Origin of the sequence: Streptomyces sp. NPDC093071, assembly GCF_044754545.1 — a bacterium.
GTDB lineage: Bacteria > Actinomycetota > Actinomycetes > Streptomycetales > Streptomycetaceae > Streptomyces.
Map to the genome: position 1 here is coordinate 707,340 of NZ_JBIVPH010000002.1, position 19,042 is coordinate 726,381.

Genomic DNA, 19,042 nt, shown 5'->3' on the forward strand with positions numbered 1-19,042 from the left:
TCCGCTCCACGTCTGCGTATGCGAGATTGCTCGACATCAAGATATCTCGTGATCGCGGTCCTCGGTAAAGGGCCCCACGAGCTCCTCGTCCTCCGGGGCCCCGGCGGCCTCCGCGAAGGGGCCGCCGAGCCGGTACGGGGGCGGGGGGCCGTCCACGTCGACGTGGCGGAGCAGCAGGAGCAGGACGATCCCGGCGGCGGCGGTCACGCCGGCGGCGAGGGCCTGTCCGCAGCGGTGGGCGAGCCGGAGCTCGGCCGGGTCGTAGGGGGCGGTGGCGGGCAGGGCGAGGGTGTCGCCGAGGAGCCAGATCCCGGCGGTGAGGCCGCCGGCCGCGACGAGGACGAGCGGGAGGAGCACCAGGAGGGCCGCCGGGGCGGGCAGGCGCCGGGGGCCGGGGCGCACGTCGCCCTTGCGGGCGCGCAGGGCGAGGATCCCGCAGAAGACGGCGAGGACGAGGAGGGCGGCGGCGATGACGTCGCCGGACCGGTGCCGGCCGTCGGCGAGGGTGTACGCACCGACGGCGGCGGCCCAGAGGGTGGCGGCGCCGACGGCGGGGGCGCGCAGCCGGTGGGGGACGACGAGGACCAGGCCGAAGGCCACGCCCAGGGCGAGGACGGTCTGGGCGCTGGGGAAGCCGCTGGGCAGCAGGGCGCCGCCGGTGTCGGTGAGGCGGGGGCGCGGCGCGTACAGCCGGAGCAGTCCGGTGAGGGCGAGGGCGGTGACGACTCCGCCGGCGGCGAGGCCGGTGAGCGCGTACCGCCTGCGTATGAGGCCGACGGCGAGGAGGAGGACGCAGCCGAGGGCCAGGGAGAGGGTGGTGAGCCCGGTGAGGGAGGGGTGGTCGCGGAGCAGGGCGGCGACGGCGGTGTCGGCGCGGCGGCCGGTCGTGGCGGCGTCGCCCCAGCGGCGGCCGGTCGCGGTGAGGACGAGTCCCGCGTAGACGACCGTGAGCAGGAGGACGGCCCCGAGGCAGCCGCGCCGGGTGCGGGTGCGGACGCGAGTGGCGAACGAGCCGGCGGCCTCGCCCGCCACGGCGGCGTACCACCAGGTGTCACCGGCCCTCAGCGGCCTCGGGGAGCCGCCGGTGCGGGGCCTGTCGTAGGAAGCCATGCCCCGATTCGAACCCACGCCCGGCCGCCCCGCCCGCTGGGCTCGTCCGAACGACACGCCGGGCGGCGCGCCGGGAGCGGGAACCGGGCGGGCGGCCCCCGCGTCTGCCCCGGAGACCGTACGCACACTCCGGGGGGAGACGTCTCACATGTCGATGCCGCGCAAGATCGGAATCGGACTGCTGGTCCTGATCGCGTTCGGGTTCCTGGCGCCGAACGGCTGGTACGTCCTGGGCGCGATCGTGATCGCCCTGGCGATCGCGGGGTTCGTGGCCTTCGAGGCGATGAGCGAGTCGCACCGTTCCCACCGGCCCGACGGGCGCCGGTTCCGGCCGGGCCGGGGTGGGGACGGGCGCTGGCTCCTCCACGACGAGGACCGGGGGCCCCGCCCCTGACGGGGGCACGGCCGGGCGGTCAGCGGTCCCGGCGCGGCAGCTGGGCGCGGACGACGAGGACGAGGGCGCAGAAGACGCCGACGAAGCCGAGGGTGCCGACGCCGCTCCTCAGGGCGGGGTCGTCCAGCAGCGCCGAGACCGTCAGGACCGCGAACGCGCCCGCCGTCACCAGCTGGGCCCGGCCGAAGAGTTCGACCCGCTGGACGTACCGCCGCTGCGGGGGCAGCAGCCGGCCGGTGCGGAAGGCCGCCGCGCCGGCGGCGACGAGCAGCAGCGCGAAGATCCCGGAGGGCAGCGCGAGGTACGCGGATCGCCAGGGCACGGTCCACCCCCTGTGTCCCCGGCGCCCTGCCGGGGTCGGCGTGATCATGCCACAGGGGTGACGGACCGGACCCTCAGGAGGAGGCGCGGACCACCAGTTCGGTGGGGAGCATCCGGCGGGGCTGGTCGTCGGGGTCGCCGGGCGAGGCGATCTCCTGGAGGAGCAGGCGGGCCATCGCGCGGCCCATCTCCTCGATGGGCTGGCGCACGCTGGTGAGCGGCGGGTCCATGTGCCGGGCGACGGCCGAGTCGTCGACGCCGACGAGGGCGACGTCCTCGGGGACCCGGCGGCCCGCCTCGCGCAGGACGGCCCGCGCGCCCGCCGCCATCACGTCGGAGGCGGCGAAGACGGCGTCCAGGCCGGGCCGGCGGTCCAGGAGCTCCCGCATGGCCCGGCGGCCGCCCTCCTCGGTGAAGTCGCCGTTCGCGACGAGGCCCTCGTCGGCGGCGAGCCCCGCCTCGGCGAGGCCTTCGCGGTAGCCGTCGAGGCGGCAGCGGGCGACGTACATGTCGAGCGGTCCGGTAATGGTGGCGACGGCGCGACGGCCGCGCGCGGCGAGGTGGGCGACGGCGGCCCGGCCGGCGCCGGTGTTGTCGGAGTCGACGAAGGCGACGCTCTCGCCCTGGGAGCGGCGGCCGTTGAGGACGGCGGGCAGGCCGAGGGCGCGGACCTGGTCGGGCAGCGGGTCGTCGTCGTGCACGGAGACGAGGAGGACGCCGTCGACGCGCTGCGCGGCGAGGTACTGCTCGAAGCGCTGCCGCTCCTGCTCGCTGCGGATCAGGGTGAGGAGCAACTGCTTGTCGGCGTCGGCGAGTTCGGCGCTGACACCGCGGATGATGTCGAGGAAGTACGGCTCGGCGAAGAGCCGCGCCTCGGTCTCGGGGATGACCAGGGCGACGGCGTCGGTGCGGCTGCCCGCGAGGGCGCGGGCGGCCCGGTTGGGGACGTAGCCGAGCTCGGCGACGGCCCGTTCGACGGCGGCCTTGGCCTGTTCGCTCACCTTCGGGGAGCCGTTGATGACCCGGGAGACCGTGCCGCGGCCGACTCCGGCACGCGCGGCGACCTCCTCCAGGGTGGGCCTGCCGGTCTGCCGCCCGCTCGCCGCCATGTGCCGCTCCTCCCCCTCGGGCCGTCGCCCCCGCCTGCGTCGCCCGCGAACCTATCAGGCGGGGCGGGGCGCTTCCCGGGGCCTGAGGGAAGGGCCCGGAGCCCGGCCCGGGGCCCCGCCCCGACCTCGTCCGGGCCCCTGCCCCGGCCTCGCCCGAACCCCGGTCCGGACCCCGCCCCAGCCCTGCCCGAACCCCGGTCCGGATCCCCGTCTGAGCCCCGTCCCTGCCTTGCCCGGAGCCCGGTCCGGGCCCCCCGTCTCACCCTCGCTCCGGCCTTGCCCGGAGCCCGGCCCGGAACCCCGTCCCAGGCCTGCCCGAAGCCGGGTCCGGATCTCCGCCTCAGTCCCGTCCCGGCCCCTCCCGAATCCCGGGTCCGGGCCTCCGTTCCGGGCCCGTCCCAGCACCACCCGATCCCCGGCCCGGGCCCGGCTCGAATCGCGGGGCGGGGCCGGGGCGGAACCCGCTCCGGGCGTCGGCACGGACCGCGCCGCCGGGGGTGCCGGGAGGTCCGGAGGCCACTTTCCGTACCGTCTCCGCCGCCCTCCGTATTGCCGCAGGTCAAACCGGCCTTATGTGCATAAGACACTCTTTCGGCGTACCGTCGTGGGGTTCCCTTACTCTTCGACGCCCCGGGAGAGCGCGTGCCCCGCTCCACGACCGACCATGCCCCGACGCCCCGCGAGGGGCGCCGTCCGCGTCTCCGGACGGCCGCGATCGCGACAGGCGTGGTCGCGGTGGCCGCCGGCGGCCTGTACGGTGCGGGCCTGCTCGCCACCGGGGACGACATATCCGCCGGCACCCGGGTCGCCGGCATAGACATCGGCGGCATGAGCCGCTCGCAGGCCGAGGCGAGACTCGCCGCCGAGGCCCCGGCCGAGTGGAAGGCGCCGATCCCCGTGCGGCTCGGCGACGAGGCCTCGACCGTGGACCCGGCCGCCGCCGGGCTGACCGTGGACGTGGCGAAGACCGCCGAGCAGGCGGCCGACCCCTCCCGCGACCCGGTCACCGTCGTCCGGCGCCTCTTCTCCTCCGGCGAGCGCGACCTCCGGCCGGTCTTCGCGTACGACGAGGCCAAGGCGAAGGCCACCGTGGCCGACCTCGCGAAGCGCAACGACCGCGCGGTCCGCGAGGGCTCCGTCGCCTTCCGCGACGGGAAGGCCGTCGCGACCCAGCCGGTCACCGGCCGGAAGCTGGACACCGGCCGGGCCGTCGAGTCCCTCCGCGCGGCCTACCCGGCCGCCACGGGCGCGGCGCCGGTCGCCCTCCCCGTCGCCCTGACCCAGCCGAAGCTGCCCGCCGCCGAGGTGAACCGCTTCCTCGACACGTACGCGAAGCCCGCCCTCTCCGGCCCCGTGACGCTCACGGCGGGGAGCGAGCGCCTGCGGATCTCCCCCGCCACCCTGAGCGACCACCTCACCGTGAAGAACGACGACGGGCACCTCAGCGGGAACCTGGACGCGGACGCGCTGCTGCGCGACCCGGACGTGGCACGGCCGCTCTCCTCCCTGACGAACGCGCCCACGCAGTCCACCCTCGGCGTGCGGAACGGCAAGGTCGTCGTGGAGTCGGAGGGCCGGCCCGGCCACGAGGTGACCGCGAAGGCCCTCGGCGACGCCGTCCGCCCGCTGCTCACCAAGACCGGCGACGCGGCCCGTACGGCCACGGTGGCCACCAAGGTCACGCAGCCCGACCTGACCTCCGACTCGCTGGCCCGCCTCGGCATCACCGAGCAGATGTCGTCGTTCACGGTGAACTTCCCCTCGGCCCCGTACCGGACGACGAACATCGGCCGGGCGGCCGAGCTGATCAACGGCTCGCTCGTGCAGCCCGGCGCGGTGTGGAGCTTCAACAAGACGGTGGGCGAGCGCACCCCGGACAACGGCTTCGTCGACGGCACGATGATCCTCGACGGCCAGTACCGCTCCGCGCCCGGCGGCGGCGTGTCCGCCATGGCCACCACCGTCTTCAACGCCATGTTCTTCGCCGGGGTGAAGCCCGTCGAGTACGGCGCCCACTCCTTCTACATCGAGCGCTACCCGGCCGGCCGCGAGGCGACCGTCGCCTGGGGCAGCCTGGACCTGAAGTTCCGCAACGACACGGGCAAGCCGATCTACATCAAGGCGAGCGCGACGGACTCCTCGGTCACCGTGAGCTTCCTCGGGACGAAGAAGTACGACTCGGTGGAGGCGGTCGCCGGTCCGCGCACCCACCTCACGCAGCCGACGAAGCGCGAGGGCACCGGCAAGGCCTGCGTGCCGCAGCCCCCGCTGGAGGGCTTCGACATCTCGGTGGACCGGGTGTTCAAGAACGGCGGCGCCGAGGTCAAGCGGGAGACCTTCAAGACCCACTACACCCCGCGCGACGAGGTGACCTGCACGGTGGACGGCGGGGAAACCCCCGAGAAGGCCCCGGCGAAGACTCCGCAGGAGATCGCCGACGGGCGCTGACGCGCGCCGCCGGAAGGGTGTCTTCCCGTCCGGCCCGGGCATGACTTCGGAGCGCGGCCCGCAGGGGCCCGCCGGGAACGCCCCCGGACACCACGGGCCGGGCGCGGCCTTCCGGCCGGGCCCCGGACCCCCCCGGCGGGCCGGCCGATCCGCCGGAGGCCCGCCTTGGCACAGCGCACCGACCCCTGCGAGCGGCTGCTCGGCGACGCCGTGCGCGCGGGCGTCGTGCCCGGCGCCGCGTGGGCCGCGGGCGACGCCCGCACCACCCTGTCGGCCGGGGCCGTCGGCCTCCTCGACCCGGCGGACCCCGCCGGACCGACGCGCCCCGACTCCCTCTTCGACGTCGCGAGCCTCACCAAGGTCCTCGCCGTCTGGGCCGTGACCGGCACCCTCGTCGACGCCGGCAAGCTCGACCCGTCCGCCCCGCTCGGCTCGTACTGGCCGGAGGCCGCCGGGCGGCCGCTCGCCGACGTCACGGCCCACCACCTCCTCACCCACACGGCGGGCCTGCCGCTGCGCGCCAACCTGCGGCACCTGTACGGCTCCGACCCGCAGGACGTACGGGACGGGGTGCTGTCCGAGCCGCTGCGGCACCGGCCCGGAGAGGCCGTCGCGTACACCGACCGGGCGGCCCTCGTCCTCGGCTACCTCGCCGAGCACCTCACGCGCCGGCCGCTCCCCCGGCTCGCCGGGGACCGGGTCTGGACGCCCCTCGGCATGACCGACACCCGCTACGGGCCGCTGCCGGACGCCCTCCGGGAGCGGTGCGCGCCGACGGAGTACGACGAGGAGAGCGGCGCCCGGCTCCGGGGCACCGTCCACGACTTCTCGACGCGGCTCCTCGGCGGGGCCTGCGGCATCGCGGGCGTCTTCACCACCACCGGGGACATCGGCCGCTTCCTGCGCCACCTGCTCGATCCGGTGCCCGGCACCTTCTCCGCCGCGTGGACCGCCGCATCGCTGCGCGTGCGCACCGGGCCGCTCGACCCGCCGCGCGGGCTCTTCTGGCACCCGGCGCCGGGCACGGGTCCGGCGGACGACGTCTGGGCGCACTTCGGCTTCACCGGCACGGGCCTGTGGGTCTCGCCCGCGCGGGGACGCTGGGCCGTCCTGCTGACCAACCGGCTCTACCTCACCCGCGATCCCGGACCGCTGGCCCGGGTCAGGGACGCCTTCCGGACCCTGGCCCTCTCCTGACCGGCCGCCCGTCCTGTCCCCCGTCTTGCCCCCCGCCCCGCCTCCGCCCCGCCTCCGCCCCGCCCCCGTCCCGTCAACAGGGCACGGAGGGGCCCTCGTCACACCCCGTACCCCTTGATCGATCGAACGGGCCGGGGGTTACCATATGAGCGCCGCCTAGCTCGAAAGATAAACTTGTGACTGTCAATGACGACTCGTTCACCAGCTGGAAGAACCGCGAGGAGATCGCGGAGTCGATGATCCCGATCATCGGGAAGCTGCACCGGGAGCAGGACGTCACCGTCCTCCTCCACAGCCGCTCCCTGGTGAACAAGTCGGTGGTCAGCATCCTCAAGACCCACCGCTTCGCCCGGCAGATAGCCGGCGAGGAGCTGTCGGTCACCGAGACGCTCCCCTTCCTCCAGACGCTCACCACCCTCGACCTCGGCCCCTCCCAGATCGACATCGGCATGTTGGCCGCCGACTACAAGAGCGACGACCGCGGTCTCTCGGTGGCGGAGTTCACCGCCGAGGCCGTGGCCGGCGCCACCGGTGAGAACAAGATCGAGCGCCGCGACGGACGCGACGTCGTCCTCTACGGCTTCGGCCGCATCGGACGCCTCGTCGCCCGCCTCCTCATCGAGAAGGCCGGTTCCGGCAACGGCCTGCGACTGCGCGCGATCGTGGTGCGCGGCGGCGGTGAGCAGGACCTCGTGAAGCGCGCCTCGCTGCTGCGCCGCGACTCCATCCACGGCCAGTTCCAGGGCACGATCACGGTCGACGAGGAGAACAGCTCCATCGTCGCCAACGGCAACACCATCAAGGTGATCTACGCCAACGACCCCTCCGAGGTCGACTACACGGCGTACGGCATCGAGAACGCCATCCTGATCGACAACACCGGCAAGTGGCGCGACCGCGCGGGCCTCTCCAAGCACCTGCGCCCCGGCATCGACAAGGTCGTCCTGACCGCGCCCGGCAAGGGCGACGTGCCGAACATCGTGCACGGCGTCAACCACGACACGGTCAAGCCGGACGAGCGGATCCTGTCCTGCGCCTCCTGCACCACCAACGCGATCGTCCCGCCGCTGAAGGCGATGGACGACGAGTACGGCGTGCTGCGCGGCCACGTGGAGACCGTCCACTCGTTCACCAACGACCAGAACCTCCTGGACAACTACCACAAGGCCGACCGCCGCGGCCGTTCCGCGCCGCTCAACATGGTGATCACCGAGACCGGTGCCGCCTCGGCCGTCGCCAAGGCGCTGCCGGAGCTGAAGGCCCCGATCACCGGCAGCTCGATCCGCGTCCCCGTCCCGGACGTCTCGATCGCGATCCTGAGCCTGCGCCTGGGCCGCGAGACCACCCGCGACGAGGTCCTGGAGTACCTGCGCGACGTCTCGCTGCACTCGCCGCTGAAGCGCCAGATCGACTTCACCACGGCCCCCGACGCCGTCTCGATGGACTTCGTGGGCTCGCGCCACGCGTCGATCGTCGACGCCGGCGCGACCAAGGTCGACGGCGACAACGCGATCCTGTACCTGTGGTACGACAACGAGTTCGGCTACTCGTGCCAGGTCATCCGGGTCGTCCAGCACGTCTCCGGCGTGGAGTACCCGACCTTCCCGTCTCCGGCGGTCTGACCTCCGCGACGCCGACGAGCGCGCCGCACCCCCCGCCGGGGTGCGGCGCGCTCCCGTTCCCGGGGCGGCGAACCGGAGGCGCGGTCACCGGCGTCCCTCCCGCCATGAAGACGTTCGTCCACGGGACACGCCAGCTGCTGCGCTTCGCGGTCCTGGAGGTGCGCTGCTGCGCCTTCGCCGTCGCGCTCGTCGGTGGGATCGCCGCCTCGACGCTGCTGCCCGACCTGCCGATCGCCCGCTACGACCTGCTCCTCCTGTACGGCATCGGGCTCACGCTCCTCGCGTGGCGGCTCGGCTGGGACACCGGCCGGGACGTCGCCGTGATCGCCTGCTGCCACGCCATCGGTCTGCTCTTCGAGTTGGTCAAGGTGCGGATGGGCTCGTGGAGCTACCCGGAGGAGGCGCTGACGAAGTTCGGCGGCGTCCCCCTGTACGGCGGGTTCCTGTACGCGGCCGTGGGCAGTTACGTGTGCCGGGCCTGGCACCTGTTCGACCTGCGGCTCACGGGCTACCGGCCCCGGGTGACGGCGGTCCTCGCCGGCGCCGTGTACGTGAACTTCTTCAGCCACCACTGGCTGCCCGACGCGCGCTGGGCGCTGGCGGCGCTGCTGCTCGTCGCGACGGCGGGCACGTGGGTGCGGTTCCGGGTCGGGGCCCGGGAGCACCGGATGCCGCTGGCCCTGTCGTTCGTCCTGATCGGCTTCTTCCTGTGGGTCGCGGAGAACGCGGCCACGTACGTCGGCGCCTGGAGCTATCCGCACCAGCTGGGCGGCTGGGAGCCCGTCCCCCTCTCCAAGTTCGGCGCGTGGGCGCTGCTGATCAGCGTCACCTTCGTCCTGGTGGCGGGCGGCGGCGGGCGGGACGGGGTCCGGGACGGTGACCAGGGCGGTGGCCGGGGCGGTGGCCGGAAATTTGTTCTCGACGCGCCCGGGTGAGAGATTTGTGGATTTCCCGCGCCGGAGCCGCCGACGTGCTACAGTCGACGTCAGTTGCAGTTGTGGTTCCCAAATACTTACAAGTGCCTTCGACGATTCGACATCGTCAGGCACTTGATTTGTTTTCGGTGCAGTTTCCGGACGGGGCAATCATCACGGCGACTCCGGGTTCCGCACAGTGCGGTTCCCAGGGCTACGCCCCGAAGGAGATATTGACATGGCCAATGGCACCGTGAAGTGGTTCAACTCGGAAAAGGGCTTCGGCTTCATCGAGCAGGAGGGTGGCGGCCCGGACGTGTTCGCCCACTACTCCAACATCGCCACCTCCGGCTTCCGTGAGCTCCAGGAAGGCCAGAAGGTGACCTTCGACGTCACGCAGGGCCAGAAGGGCCCGCAGGCGGAGAACATCCTCCCCGCCTGACGTTGACACGTCCGACGCGGCCGGTGTCCTCACCCGTGTGGTGAGGACACCGGCCCGTCGCGTTTTCCGGATTTCCCACGGACCGGAAGGCCGTTCGCCGCGCCCGCGGCGCGTCCGGATCCGTACCGCACACGCCCTTCGGTACGTCGCGATGATTCACGGGTCCACGACCCGTCGTGAATTCCTCGGAGCGCACCGTTTCGAGGAAGGTCACATGAACAGCACACCCCGTACGGACGACGCCCGGAAGGACGAATGCGCGTCGTCCTCGACACCGGTCACCGGCTTCGCCGAGCTCGGCCTGCCGGCCGAGGTGCTCCGGGTGCTCGGCCGTCAGGGTGTCGACGAGCCGTTCCCGATCCAGGCCGCCACCCTGCCCGACGCCCTCGCGGGCCGCGACGTCCTCGGGCGCGGACGGACCGGGTCCGGCAAGACGCTCGCCTTCGGCCTTCCGCTGCTCGTGCGGACCGCCGGACGCCGGGCCGAGGCGCGCAGGCCGCTCGCCCTGGTCCTGGTGCCCACGCGGGAGCTGGCCCAGCAGGTCACCGACGCGCTCGCCCCGTACGCCGCCGCGCTGAGGCTGCGCCTGGCGACCGTGGTCGGCGGCATGTCGATCGGCCGGCAGGCGACCGCGCTGCGCGACGGGGCCGAGGTCCTGGTCGCGACGCCGGGCCGCCTCATGGACCTGGTGGAGCGCAAGGACTGCCGGCTCGAACGGGTGGCGGTCACCGTCCTCGACGAGGCCGACCAGATGGCCGACCTGGGCTTCATGCCGCAGGTCACCGAGCTCCTGGACCAGGTGCGCGCCGAGGGGCAGCGGATGCTGTTCTCCGCCACGCTCGACCGGAACGTCGACCTGCTCGTCGAGCGCTACCTCAGCGACCCGGTCGTGCACTCGGTCGACCCGTCGGCCGCCGCCGTCTCCACCATGGAGCACCACGTGCTCCACGTGCACGGCCCCGACAAGTTCGCCACCGCCACGGAGATCGCCGCCCGCGACGGGCGGGTGATCATGTTCCTGGACACCAAGCACGCCGTGGACCGCTTCACCAAGCACCTCCTCGGCAGCGGCGTCCGGGCGGCGGCGCTGCACGGCGGCAAGTCCCAGCCGCTGCGGACCCGCACCCTGGACCGCTTCAGGACGGGCGAGGTGACGGTCCTGGTCGCCACCAACGTGGCGGCGCGCGGCATCCACGTCGACGCGCTCGACCTCGTCGTCAACGTCGACCCGCCGGCCGACGGCAAGGACTACCTGCACCGCGGCGGCCGCACCGCGCGCGCCGGCGAGTCCGGCGTCGTCGTCACCCTGGTCACCCCCGAGGAGCGCCGAGACGTGGCCCGCGTCATGGCCGACGCGGGCATCCGCCCCCACGTCACCCGGGTCCGCTCCGGCGAGGCCGAACTGACCCGCATCACCGGCGCCCGCAAGCCCTCGGGCGTCCCGGTCGCCGGCAGCGCCCCCACCCAGGAGGGCCCCAAGCGCGGCGGCGCCGCCTTCCGCGGCATCGGCACGGTCCCCGGCCGCCCGGGCCGCGCCAAGAACGAGTCCCGCCGCGCCGCCGAGACCCGCCAGACCGCCGAGGCCCGCCGAGCGGCGAAGGTCCGCCGGGGCGGGTGACCCCGGCGGGGGGCCGTAGCGGTCCGCCCCTCAGCGCTCCGGGGTCCGCGTCGTGATCAGCGTGCCCGCGAGCAGGCTCGCCAGGAGCAGGAGGGCCGACGCGCACCAGAAGGCGACGGAGTAGCCGTCGAGGACGGCGGCGTTGAGCTGGGCGACGGAGTCCGCCAGGGCGTCCGGGAGGTCGTCCTCGGTGAGGGGGAAGCCGTTCTTCGCCGCCTCGACCAGGGGTTGCGGGATGTTCTGCTCCGGGCCGATCCGGGTCGGGATCAGGGCGGCGAGGACGGTGCCGAGGAGGGGGAAGGCGATCCAGCCGCCCAGGTTGTGGGCGGTGAGGACCGTGGCCGCCGTGCCTCCGGCGTGGGAGGGGGTGGCCGTTCCGGTGGCGGTGGCGAGGAGCGGGCCCAGGGCGAGGCCGAGGCCGAGGCCGACGAGGAGGGTGGCGGGCAGGAGCAGCGGGAGGTACGAGGTGTCCGCGTCCAGACCGGTCAGGAGCGCCGTGCCGACCGCGGCGAGCAGCAGGCCCGGTGCGATCAGGTGGCGGGGCGGCAGCCGGTGCTGGAGGTTGCCCGCGACCAGGGTGGAGCCGAGGAGGACCCCGCCCGCCATGGGCAGCAGGAGGAGCCCGACCGCCCCGGGGGTGCGGTACTGGAAGCCCTGGAGGTAACGGGACAGGAGCAGGAACAGCGTGAGCGCGCCCGCCCCCGCGAAGAGCAGGGCGAGCAGGGAGCCCGCGCGGTGGCGGTCCGCGAGGACGCGCGGGGCGACGAGCGGGCCGCCCGTCCGGGTCTGCCACCCCGCGAAGGCCAGGAGCAGGACCGTGCCCGCCACCAGCGGGACGACGGTCCACGGGTCGCTCCAGCCGCGCCCGTCGGAGCCGTACGTCCCCGCGACCGTGTGGAGGCCGTAGACCAGGGCGAGCAGCCCGCCGGTGCCGAGCAGCACGCCCAGCCCGTCGAACCGTACGGAGGCGCGGTCCGGGCGGTCGTTCCACAGGCGGCTCGCGACGAGGGCCACCACCGCCGCGAGCGGCACCGCGGCGTACAGGCTCCCCCGCCAGTCGAGGGCGTCGACCAGCAGCCCGGACGCGTACGCGCCGATCGCGAGGCCGCCGCCGACGGTCACCGCGTAGATCCCGAAGGCCCGGCCGCGCTCCCTCGGGTCGGTGAACCCGCCGCAGACCAGCGCGAGGGACGCCGCCGAGAGCAGGGCGGCGAACACGCCCTGCAGGGCGTGGGCGACGACGAGCTGGACGGAGCCGCCCGCCGTGGCGCCGATCGCGCAGGCCCCGGCGAAGCCGATCGAGCCGACGGTCAGCGCCCGCCCTCGCCCCAGGAGATCGGCGACGTGTCCGCCGAGGATCAGCAGTCCGCCGAACGCCAGCGCGTGGGCGAGGTACATCAGCCCCAGGCCGCTCGCGGCGAGCCCCAGGTCGTAACTGATGGCCGGCAGGGCCGCGTCGACGGTCGACGCGCCCATGACCACGAGGAGTTGGGCCAGTACCGCCGCCGTCAGGCCCCACCAGCGCCGGGGTGACGGCGCGGGAGCGTCGGCGGCGGTGGGAGTCGCCGACCAGGCGCCCGGCCGGGCTCCCGGCACCGCACCGATGGCGGGGCCGAAGCCCGCCGCCGGGGTCGTGGGCGCGTACGCGGGCGGGGCGGGGACCGGGCGGGGCTGCGGGACCGGCGCGGCCGGGATCCTCGGATCCGGCACCACCGCCCGCACCTCCGGCGCGAAGTCCAGCAACTGGGCTGCGCGACGCCCGAGTTGGGCCAGGACGGAGCCGGGGAGCCACTCCTCGTCCCGGTCCGGCACCGTGCGGGCGGCGACCTCGGCGGGCGTGGGCCGCCGCGCCGGGTCCTTCTCCAGACAGGCGCGGACGAGGTCGACGAGCGACTCCGGCACGCCCGTGAGGTCGGGCTCCTCCTCCGCGATCCGGAAGAGGTGCGCGCTGAGCCCGGTCTCCGTGGCGCCGAAGAGCAGCCGCCCCGTGGCCGCGTACACGAGGACGGCGCCGAGGCAGAACACGTCGCTGGCGGGCGTGAGTTCGCGGCCCCGCACCTGCTCCGGCGACATGAAGCCGGGCGAGCCGATCAGCATCCCGGTACGGGTGTGCAGGCTGTCCCCGGCGAGGCCGTCCATGGCCCGCGCGATGCCGAAGTCGATGACGCGCGGCCCGTCCACCGTCACCAGGACGTTGGACGGCTTCAGGTCGCGGTGGATCAGACCGGCGCCGTGCACCGACCCCAGGGCCACGGCGAGCCGGTGGGCCAGGACGCGGACCGAGTGCTCGGGCAGCGGCCCGAAGTCCCGGGCGACGACGGTCGTCAGGTCGGGGCCCGCGATGTACTGGGTCGCCACCCACGGCACCGGCGCCTCGGTGTCGGCGTCCAGCACGGCCGCCGTCCACTCCCCTCCCACCCGGCGGGCGGCCGCCACCTCGCGCGCGAACCGGCGGCGGAACTCGGGGTGCCGGGCGTGCTCGGCCTGCACCACCTTCACCGCGACCGTCCGCCCGGCCTCCGAGCGGCCGAGGTACACCAGGCCCATGCCGCCCGCGCCGAGGCGGGCGACGATGCGGTACGGGCCGATGGCGGCCGGGTCCTCGGACATCAGCTGTTCCACGGAAGAAACCTCCGGGTCGTGACGTTCTTCTTCACCGACGGGGGGTTCACGGCGCTCACCGGCGCCCCTCCGGACGAACCCGGGACACGCTACCGGGCCGTTCCGGATCCGCCCCCACCGCGCTCACGAAGGACGTGTCATGAAGATCGGCATCATCGGCGCCGGCAACATCGGCGGCAACCTCACCCGTCGTCTCACGGCCCTCGGGCACGACGTGTCCGTGGCCAACTCCCGCGGCCCCGAGACGCTCACCGCGCTCGCCGAGGAGACCGGGGCCACCCCGGTCCCCGTCACCGAGGCCGCCCGCGACGCGGAACTGGTCGTCGTGACCATCCCCCTGAAGAACGTCCCCGACCTGCCCGGCGACGTCCTCTCCGGCGCCGCCGAGGGCTTCGTCGTCCTCGACACCAACAACTACTACCCGAGGGAGCGCGACGGGCGGATCGCCGCCATCGAGGACGAGGGCCTGACCGAGAGCCGGTGGACGGAGAAGCACCTGGGCCATCCCGTCGTCAAGGCGTTCAACGGCACCTACGCCCAGGACATCCTCGACCTGCCGCGCCCGGCCGGCGACCCCGGGCGGATCGCCCTGCCGGTCGCCGGTGACGACGAGGCGGCCAAGGAGACCGTCCGCGCCCTCATCGACGAACTCGGCTTCGACACGGTCGACGCCGGCGGCATCGACGACTCCTGGCGGCAGCAGCCCGACACCCCCGTGTACGGGCTGCGCGCGGGCGTCGACGCCGTGACCGAGGCCCTCGCCAAGGCCTCCCCCGAGCGCCCCGCCGCCTTCCGGGGCTGAGCGCGCGGCACCGCGCCCGGCCCGGCGGACCGCACGGTCCCGGGCCGGGCCGCTCGCGCCTCCCCCGGGGCGGAGGACGCCCTGCGGACCTCGTGGCGCGCCGGTGCCGGCGCCGTCGACGAGGGAGGGTACGACGACGATCCGGCCGTGCGCGGAGGCCGACGTGCCCGCGTACAGGCCGAGTTGCGCGGCGTCCCCGGAGGCGGGGGTCGCGGGGGCGCGGGGTGCGGTCGGCGTCGGACGTGACGCGTACCAGGGCCGCGGCGGGCGCTCCATCGGTCTTTCTCCTTCTTCACGCCGGCCGGACCCGGTGCGCGGTGCGGTATTCGGTGCGCGGTGTGGTGCTCGGTGCGGTATGCGATTCAGTGCGCGGCGCGTTCGCCGGACGGGTCGGCGACCACGATCCGCACGTCCGGGGGCGCGTACGCGCGCGCCTTGCGGACCATTCTGGCCAGATCGAACTCGGCGCGCGGGACGGCGACATGGGCCGGTTCGGCCACGACGGACTGGGGGACGTCGCTCCACGGAAGCAGCGCGGTGCCGAACCGGGCGCCGGCCGCGTCGAACTGGAACGCCGTGCGCCGGTTCTCGTACCAGCCGATGACGAAGGGGACCGCCGCGACGCTGACGACGCCGCCCTTCATGTCGAGCGCCCGGCCGAGGAGCAGGGCGAGGGCGATCACGCCCGCGATCGCGCCCCACAGGCCCACCCGGTCCCGGGCGGAGAAGGGACGGGCGACGCGGTAGCGCTCCCAGCCGCCGCCACGGCGGGTGGGCCGCGCGCCGGACGCGTCCGGGGGCGGGGACGAGGACATGGGGGACCTCTCTCGACAGTTCGACGGTGGAGCGGTGGGCGGTTCGGCGGGGAGGGCGGGCCGCGTTCGCGATCCGTACCGTCACGGTGGTCCGGTCCCGCGACGGCCGCGGGGCGGCAGCCGACACTGCCGCCCCGCCCTGTGCGTCGTCACCCGGCACCTCCGCCCCCCGTCGATGCGTGGGCACCCGACACAACTCGGCCAACCCTGGCGCACCGCGTTGCAAGGGCGATGAAATCCTGTTGAAGCAAGGACCTTGAAGAACTACGCGGGCACGGGGCGCACGGAAGACACGGGGACGCGAAGTGGACGAGCGGGCAACGGGGCCGGGCGGAGCCCCGGCCGGTGCGGAGGAACGCCTGCGGATCGACCTGCTCGGATCCGTCCGGGCCCGGCGCGGCGGAACGCGGATCGCCCTCGGTCCGGTGCGCAGGCAGGCGGTCCTCGCCGCCCTGGTGCTGCGCGCGCCGGCCTTCGTGACGTACGAGCGGCTCCTCGACGACGTCTGGGGCGCCGAGCCGCCCGGGACCGGCCACCGGGTCCTGCCGAGCTACGTCTACGCGCTGCGCAAGGCGCTCGACGCGCCGGACGCCGGGCCCGGCGGGTCGGTGATCCTCGGCGGGCGCGGCGGCTACCGCTTCGTGCCCGAGGGGGCCGGGACCGATCTCGCCGAACTCGCCGAACGGACCGCCCGCGCCCGGCGGGCGAAGGCCGCGGGCGACCTCGACGCGGCGCTCGACCACGGCGGCCGGGCCCTGGAACTGCTCCACGGCGAGCCCCTGCCGGGACTGCCCGGGCCCCTCGCCGGGAGCGAGCGGCAGCGCCTCGCCCGGCAGCGGCGCGCGCTCCTCCAGGACCGGGCGGAGTGCCTCGTCCTGCTCGGGCGGCACGCGGAGGCGCTGGACGGGCTCATGGCGGCGCCGCAGGACCCGCCGCACGACGAGCCGCTCGCCGCCCTGCGGATGCGCGCGCTGTACGGCAGCGGACGGCAGGCCGAGGCCCTGGCCGTCTACGGGGAGACGCGCCGCCGGCTCCTCGACGAACTGGGCGTGGAGCCGGGCGAGGAGCTGCGCCGCGTGCACCGGGCCGTCCTGCGGCGGGACGACGAACTCCTGCTCGGCGGGGCGGGCGGGACCCGGGGCGACGCCAGGTCCGATGAGGGTTCCGGCGGTGGAGACCGGCCCGCCGCCGGGAGCGAGTCCGGGCACGACGGCGCGCCCCGCCCCCTCGGCCGTACGAGCGGTGCGGGCAGTACGAGCGGTACGAGCGGTACGAGCGGTACGGATAGCTCGGACGGCGAGCACCACCTCGCGGACGGCTCCGCCCCCTCCGGTCTCCCCCGCCCCCGGCACGAGGAGCGCCCCGGCCGCCCCCGTCACCCCGACCGGCCGCGCCGCCCCCTCCGGCACCGCAACGAACTCCCGGGCGACACCGCCTGTCTGATCGGGCGCGAGGCGGAACTCGCCCTGCTCACCGCCCCGGTGGCCCCGGGAGCGGTGTCCGTGATGACCGTCGACGGTACGGCGGGGGTCGGCAAGACGGCCCTGGTGGTGCGCGCCGCCTGGGCGCTGGCCGACGCCCATCCCGACGGCTGCCTGTTCGTGGACCTGCACGCGCACGGCGCCGCCCACGAGGCCGTCGACCCGCGGCGGGCCCTGCGCCGGCTGCTGCGCGCGGTCCGCGACCGGGGCCACGGTGTCCCCGACGAGCCGCGGGGCGCACAGGACGGGGACGGTCCGGACGACCTGACGGAGCTGGTCGCGGCCTGGCGGGCCGCCACGAGCGGGCTGCGGCTGCTGCTCGTCGTGGACGACGCCCGCAGCGCCGAGCAGGTCCGTCCGCTGCTGCCCGCCGGACCCGGGAGCCGGGTCCTCGTCGCGGGCCGGCAGCGCCTGCCGGGACTCGACGCCGACGTGCGGCTCACCGTGGAGCCCCTGGACACGGGGGTCGCGGTCGGGCTGCTCCGCGAGCTCCTCGGCACGGACCGGGCGGACCGCGAGCCCGAGGCGGCCCGCGAACTCGCCCGCCGTTGCGGCGGACTGCCGCTGGCACTGCGCATCGCGAGCGCCCGGCTGCAGAACCGCCCGTCGTGGACCCTGGCGTTCCTGGCCGGGCGGATGTCCGACGACGCGCGGGGCCTCGGCGAGCTGCGGGCCGAGGACCGCAGCGTGGAGGCCGCCTTCCGGCTGTCGTACGACCAGCTCGCCCCGGGGCTGCGGCGCGGTTTCCGGGCGGTGGGCCTGGCTCCGACGGCCCGGTTCGACGACCTCGTGCTCGCCGTCATGCTGGGCCGCTCCCGGCGGCACGCCGAGGAGGTCCTGGAGGACCTGGTCGACGCGAGCCTGGTGCAGCAGCCGCACCCCGGCCGGTACCGGCTGCACGATCTCGTACGGGCCCACGCGCGGCAGCTCGCCGGGGAGGCGCCCGAGGAGGCCGCGGCGGACCGGGACGCGGTCCTGCGGCTCTACACGGCCGCCGGGCGGCTCGCCGCCGACTGGGGCCCGGACGCGTTCCCCACCGGGCCCGAGGACGCCGGCGACGCTCCGTTCGCCGACTGGCGGGAGGCGTCCGCGTGGCTGGGCGCGGCGGGCGGGGAGCTGGTCGACGTGGTGGCGTACGCGGTCGCCGCCGGGGAGTTCGACCACGCCTGCTGGATCGCGGAGGCGCTGGTCGACCACCTGCTCGGGCAGGGCCAGCACCACGAGTGCCGGGCCGCCCTGGAGCTTGCCCTGTCCTGTGCGGACCGGTCGTCGGACCTGCGGATGCCCGCGTCGCTGCGCAACTGCATGGGGTTCCTCGACGTGCACCGGGGACGGTTCCCGCAGGCGCACTCCTGGTTCGCGGACGCGCTGCGCCACGGCTCCGGCCACGGCGACCCCCGGGACCGCGTCCGGGCCGTCGCCGGCATGGGGGTCACGGAGTGGACGCAGGGCCGCGTCGAGGAGGGCACGGCCCTGCTGGAGGAGGCGGTGGAGCGGGCGGCCGGGCTCGGCGACGACTGGCTGACCGGGGTCGTGCACTGCAACCTGGGCGCGATCCACCATCGGCGGGGACGATACGAGGAGGCCCTGGAGGACTACACCACGGCCCTCGCGCTCGCCGAGAAGAGCGGCCGGCCCCGTCCGGTCGCCAGCAGTCTGTGCTTCGTCGCCGAGGCGCAGCTGGCCCTGGGGCGGACGGCGGAGGCCGTCGGGCTGCTGCGGCGGGCGGCCGATCTGGCCCGCGAGGCCGAGGACCCGCCGCTGCGGGCGGCGACGCTCTCCCGGCTCGCCGCCGCCGAGCACGCCCGGGGCCGTCTGGGCCCGGCCGTCGACACCCACCACGAGGCCCTGTCCGCGCTGACCCGGCACACCAGCACGTGGCTGGAGATGCAGGTCCGGGTCCGGCTGGGCGGCACCTACGCCGCCGCGGGGCGGCACGCCGAGGCCCGCCGGGAGTTCGAGGCCGTCCTCGCCCTGCCCGGTGCCGACAGCCATCCGCACGAGTACGGCCTGGCTCGCGACGGGCTGGCCGGCGCCACGCCCTCGGTCCCGACCCCGACTCCGAGCCCGACCCCGACTCCGAGCCCGGCTCCGGCTCCGGCTCCGGCTCCGGCTCCGGCTCCGGCTCCGGGGGAGGGTTCCTGACG

Annotated in this window: 14 protein-coding genes; 9 read left to right on the forward strand and 5 right to left on the reverse strand. The window is 75.2% G+C overall.

Annotated features, from left to right (window positions below; translation table 11 throughout):
• Positions 1-36: 36 nt before the first annotated feature.
• Positions 37-1,110 (reverse strand): phosphatase PAP2 family protein, encoded by a 1,074-nt coding sequence (locus ACIQD7_RS08965; protein WP_402440838.1) that lies wholly within the window; start codon positions 1,108-1,110, stop codon positions 37-39.
• A 148-nt stretch (positions 1,111-1,258) separates the two neighbouring features.
• Between ACIQD7_RS08965 and ACIQD7_RS08970 the strand changes: the two genes are divergently transcribed.
• A complete protein-coding gene (locus tag ACIQD7_RS08970; protein WP_402440840.1) occupies positions 1,259-1,504 on the forward strand; it encodes a hypothetical protein in 246 nt (81 codons plus the stop codon).
• Positions 1,505-1,523: 19 nt separating this feature from the next.
• On the opposite strand, the gene ACIQD7_RS08975 is transcribed toward ACIQD7_RS08970, so the two are convergent.
• Together ACIQD7_RS08975 and ACIQD7_RS08980 are read right to left on the reverse strand one after the other, a co-directional pair.
• Positions 1,524-1,826, reverse strand: coding sequence for a hypothetical protein (locus ACIQD7_RS08975; protein WP_402440842.1), 303 nt, complete (start codon positions 1,824-1,826; stop codon positions 1,524-1,526).
• A 73-nt stretch (positions 1,827-1,899) separates the two neighbouring features.
• A complete protein-coding gene (locus tag ACIQD7_RS08980; RefSeq protein ID WP_402440844.1) occupies positions 1,900-2,934 on the reverse strand; it encodes a LacI family DNA-binding transcriptional regulator in 1,035 nt (344 codons plus the stop codon).
• Positions 2,935-3,576: 642 nt separating this feature from the next.
• Between ACIQD7_RS08980 and ACIQD7_RS08985 the strand changes: the two genes are divergently transcribed.
• The 6 genes from ACIQD7_RS08985 to ACIQD7_RS09010 all read left to right on the forward strand — a co-directional run bounded on the left by ACIQD7_RS08985 (position 3,577) and on the right by ACIQD7_RS09010 (position 11,175).
• Positions 3,577-5,382: a VanW family protein gene (locus ACIQD7_RS08985; RefSeq protein ID WP_402440846.1), complete on the forward strand. Its 1,806-nt coding sequence runs from the start codon at positions 3,577-3,579 to the stop codon at positions 5,380-5,382.
• A gap of 165 nt (positions 5,383-5,547) precedes the next feature.
• Positions 5,548-6,579 (forward strand): serine hydrolase domain-containing protein, encoded by a 1,032-nt coding sequence (locus tag ACIQD7_RS08990; protein WP_402440848.1) that lies wholly within the window; start codon positions 5,548-5,550, stop codon positions 6,577-6,579.
• A 176-nt stretch (positions 6,580-6,755) separates the two neighbouring features.
• Positions 6,756-8,201: a glyceraldehyde-3-phosphate dehydrogenase gene (locus tag ACIQD7_RS08995; RefSeq protein ID WP_402440850.1), complete on the forward strand. Its 1,446-nt coding sequence runs from the start codon at positions 6,756-6,758 to the stop codon at positions 8,199-8,201.
• A 104-nt stretch (positions 8,202-8,305) separates the two neighbouring features.
• The gene (locus tag ACIQD7_RS09000; protein ID WP_402440852.1) at positions 8,306-9,136 is read left to right on the forward strand and encodes a DUF817 domain-containing protein; all 831 of its coding nucleotides are present in this window, start codon (positions 8,306-8,308) and stop codon (positions 9,134-9,136) included.
• Positions 9,137-9,353: 217 nt separating this feature from the next.
• A complete protein-coding gene (locus ACIQD7_RS09005; RefSeq protein WP_015031667.1) occupies positions 9,354-9,557 on the forward strand; it encodes a cold-shock protein in 204 nt (67 codons plus the stop codon).
• Between the two features lie 214 nt (positions 9,558-9,771).
• Entirely contained in the window at positions 9,772-11,175 is a 1,404-nt protein-coding gene (locus ACIQD7_RS09010; protein WP_402440855.1) for a DEAD/DEAH box helicase, read from the forward strand.
• A 30-nt stretch (positions 11,176-11,205) separates the two neighbouring features.
• Here ACIQD7_RS09010 and ACIQD7_RS09015 read toward each other — a convergent pair whose 3' ends face one another.
• Complete coding sequence (locus tag ACIQD7_RS09015; protein ID WP_402440857.1) at positions 11,206-13,797, reverse strand: MDR family MFS transporter; 2,592 nt, start codon at positions 13,795-13,797, stop codon at positions 11,206-11,208.
• A 106-nt stretch (positions 13,798-13,903) separates the two neighbouring features.
• On the opposite strand from ACIQD7_RS09015, the gene ACIQD7_RS09020 reads away from it, so the two are divergent.
• Positions 13,904-14,599: an NADPH-dependent F420 reductase gene (locus ACIQD7_RS09020; protein ID WP_276209179.1), complete on the forward strand. Its 696-nt coding sequence runs from the start codon at positions 13,904-13,906 to the stop codon at positions 14,597-14,599.
• Positions 14,600-14,961: 362 nt separating this feature from the next.
• On the opposite strand, the gene ACIQD7_RS09025 is transcribed toward ACIQD7_RS09020, so the two are convergent.
• Positions 14,962-15,414, reverse strand: coding sequence for a hypothetical protein (locus ACIQD7_RS09025; protein WP_402440858.1), 453 nt, complete (start codon positions 15,412-15,414; stop codon positions 14,962-14,964).
• Positions 15,415-15,719: 305 nt separating this feature from the next.
• On the opposite strand from ACIQD7_RS09025, the gene ACIQD7_RS09030 reads away from it, so the two are divergent.
• Positions 15,720-19,040 (forward strand): AfsR/SARP family transcriptional regulator, encoded by a 3,321-nt coding sequence (locus tag ACIQD7_RS09030; protein WP_402440860.1) that lies wholly within the window; start codon positions 15,720-15,722, stop codon positions 19,038-19,040.
• Positions 19,041-19,042 lie beyond the last annotated feature (2 nt).

What these genes read in the sequence shown, in the direction of transcription:
- ACIQD7_RS08965 (WP_402440838.1), bottom strand. Translation starts at nt 1,110, where the DNA reads ATGGCTTCCTACGACAGGCCCCGCACCGGCGGCTCCCCGAGGCCGCTG.
- ACIQD7_RS08970 (WP_402440840.1), top strand. Translation starts at nt 1,259, where the DNA reads ATGTCGATGCCGCGCAAGATCGGAATCGGACTGCTGGTCCTGATCGCG.
- ACIQD7_RS08980 (WP_402440844.1), bottom strand. Translation starts at nt 2,934, where the DNA reads ATGGCGGCGAGCGGGCGGCAGACCGGCAGGCCCACCCTGGAGGAGGTC.
- ACIQD7_RS09000 (WP_402440852.1), top strand. Translation starts at nt 8,306, where the DNA reads ATGAAGACGTTCGTCCACGGGACACGCCAGCTGCTGCGCTTCGCGGTC.
- ACIQD7_RS09005 (WP_015031667.1), top strand. Translation starts at nt 9,354, where the DNA reads ATGGCCAATGGCACCGTGAAGTGGTTCAACTCGGAAAAGGGCTTCGGC.
- ACIQD7_RS09010 (WP_402440855.1), top strand. Translation starts at nt 9,772, where the DNA reads ATGAACAGCACACCCCGTACGGACGACGCCCGGAAGGACGAATGCGCG.
- ACIQD7_RS09025 (WP_402440858.1), bottom strand. Translation starts at nt 15,414, where the DNA reads ATGTCCTCGTCCCCGCCCCCGGACGCGTCCGGCGCGCGGCCCACCCGC.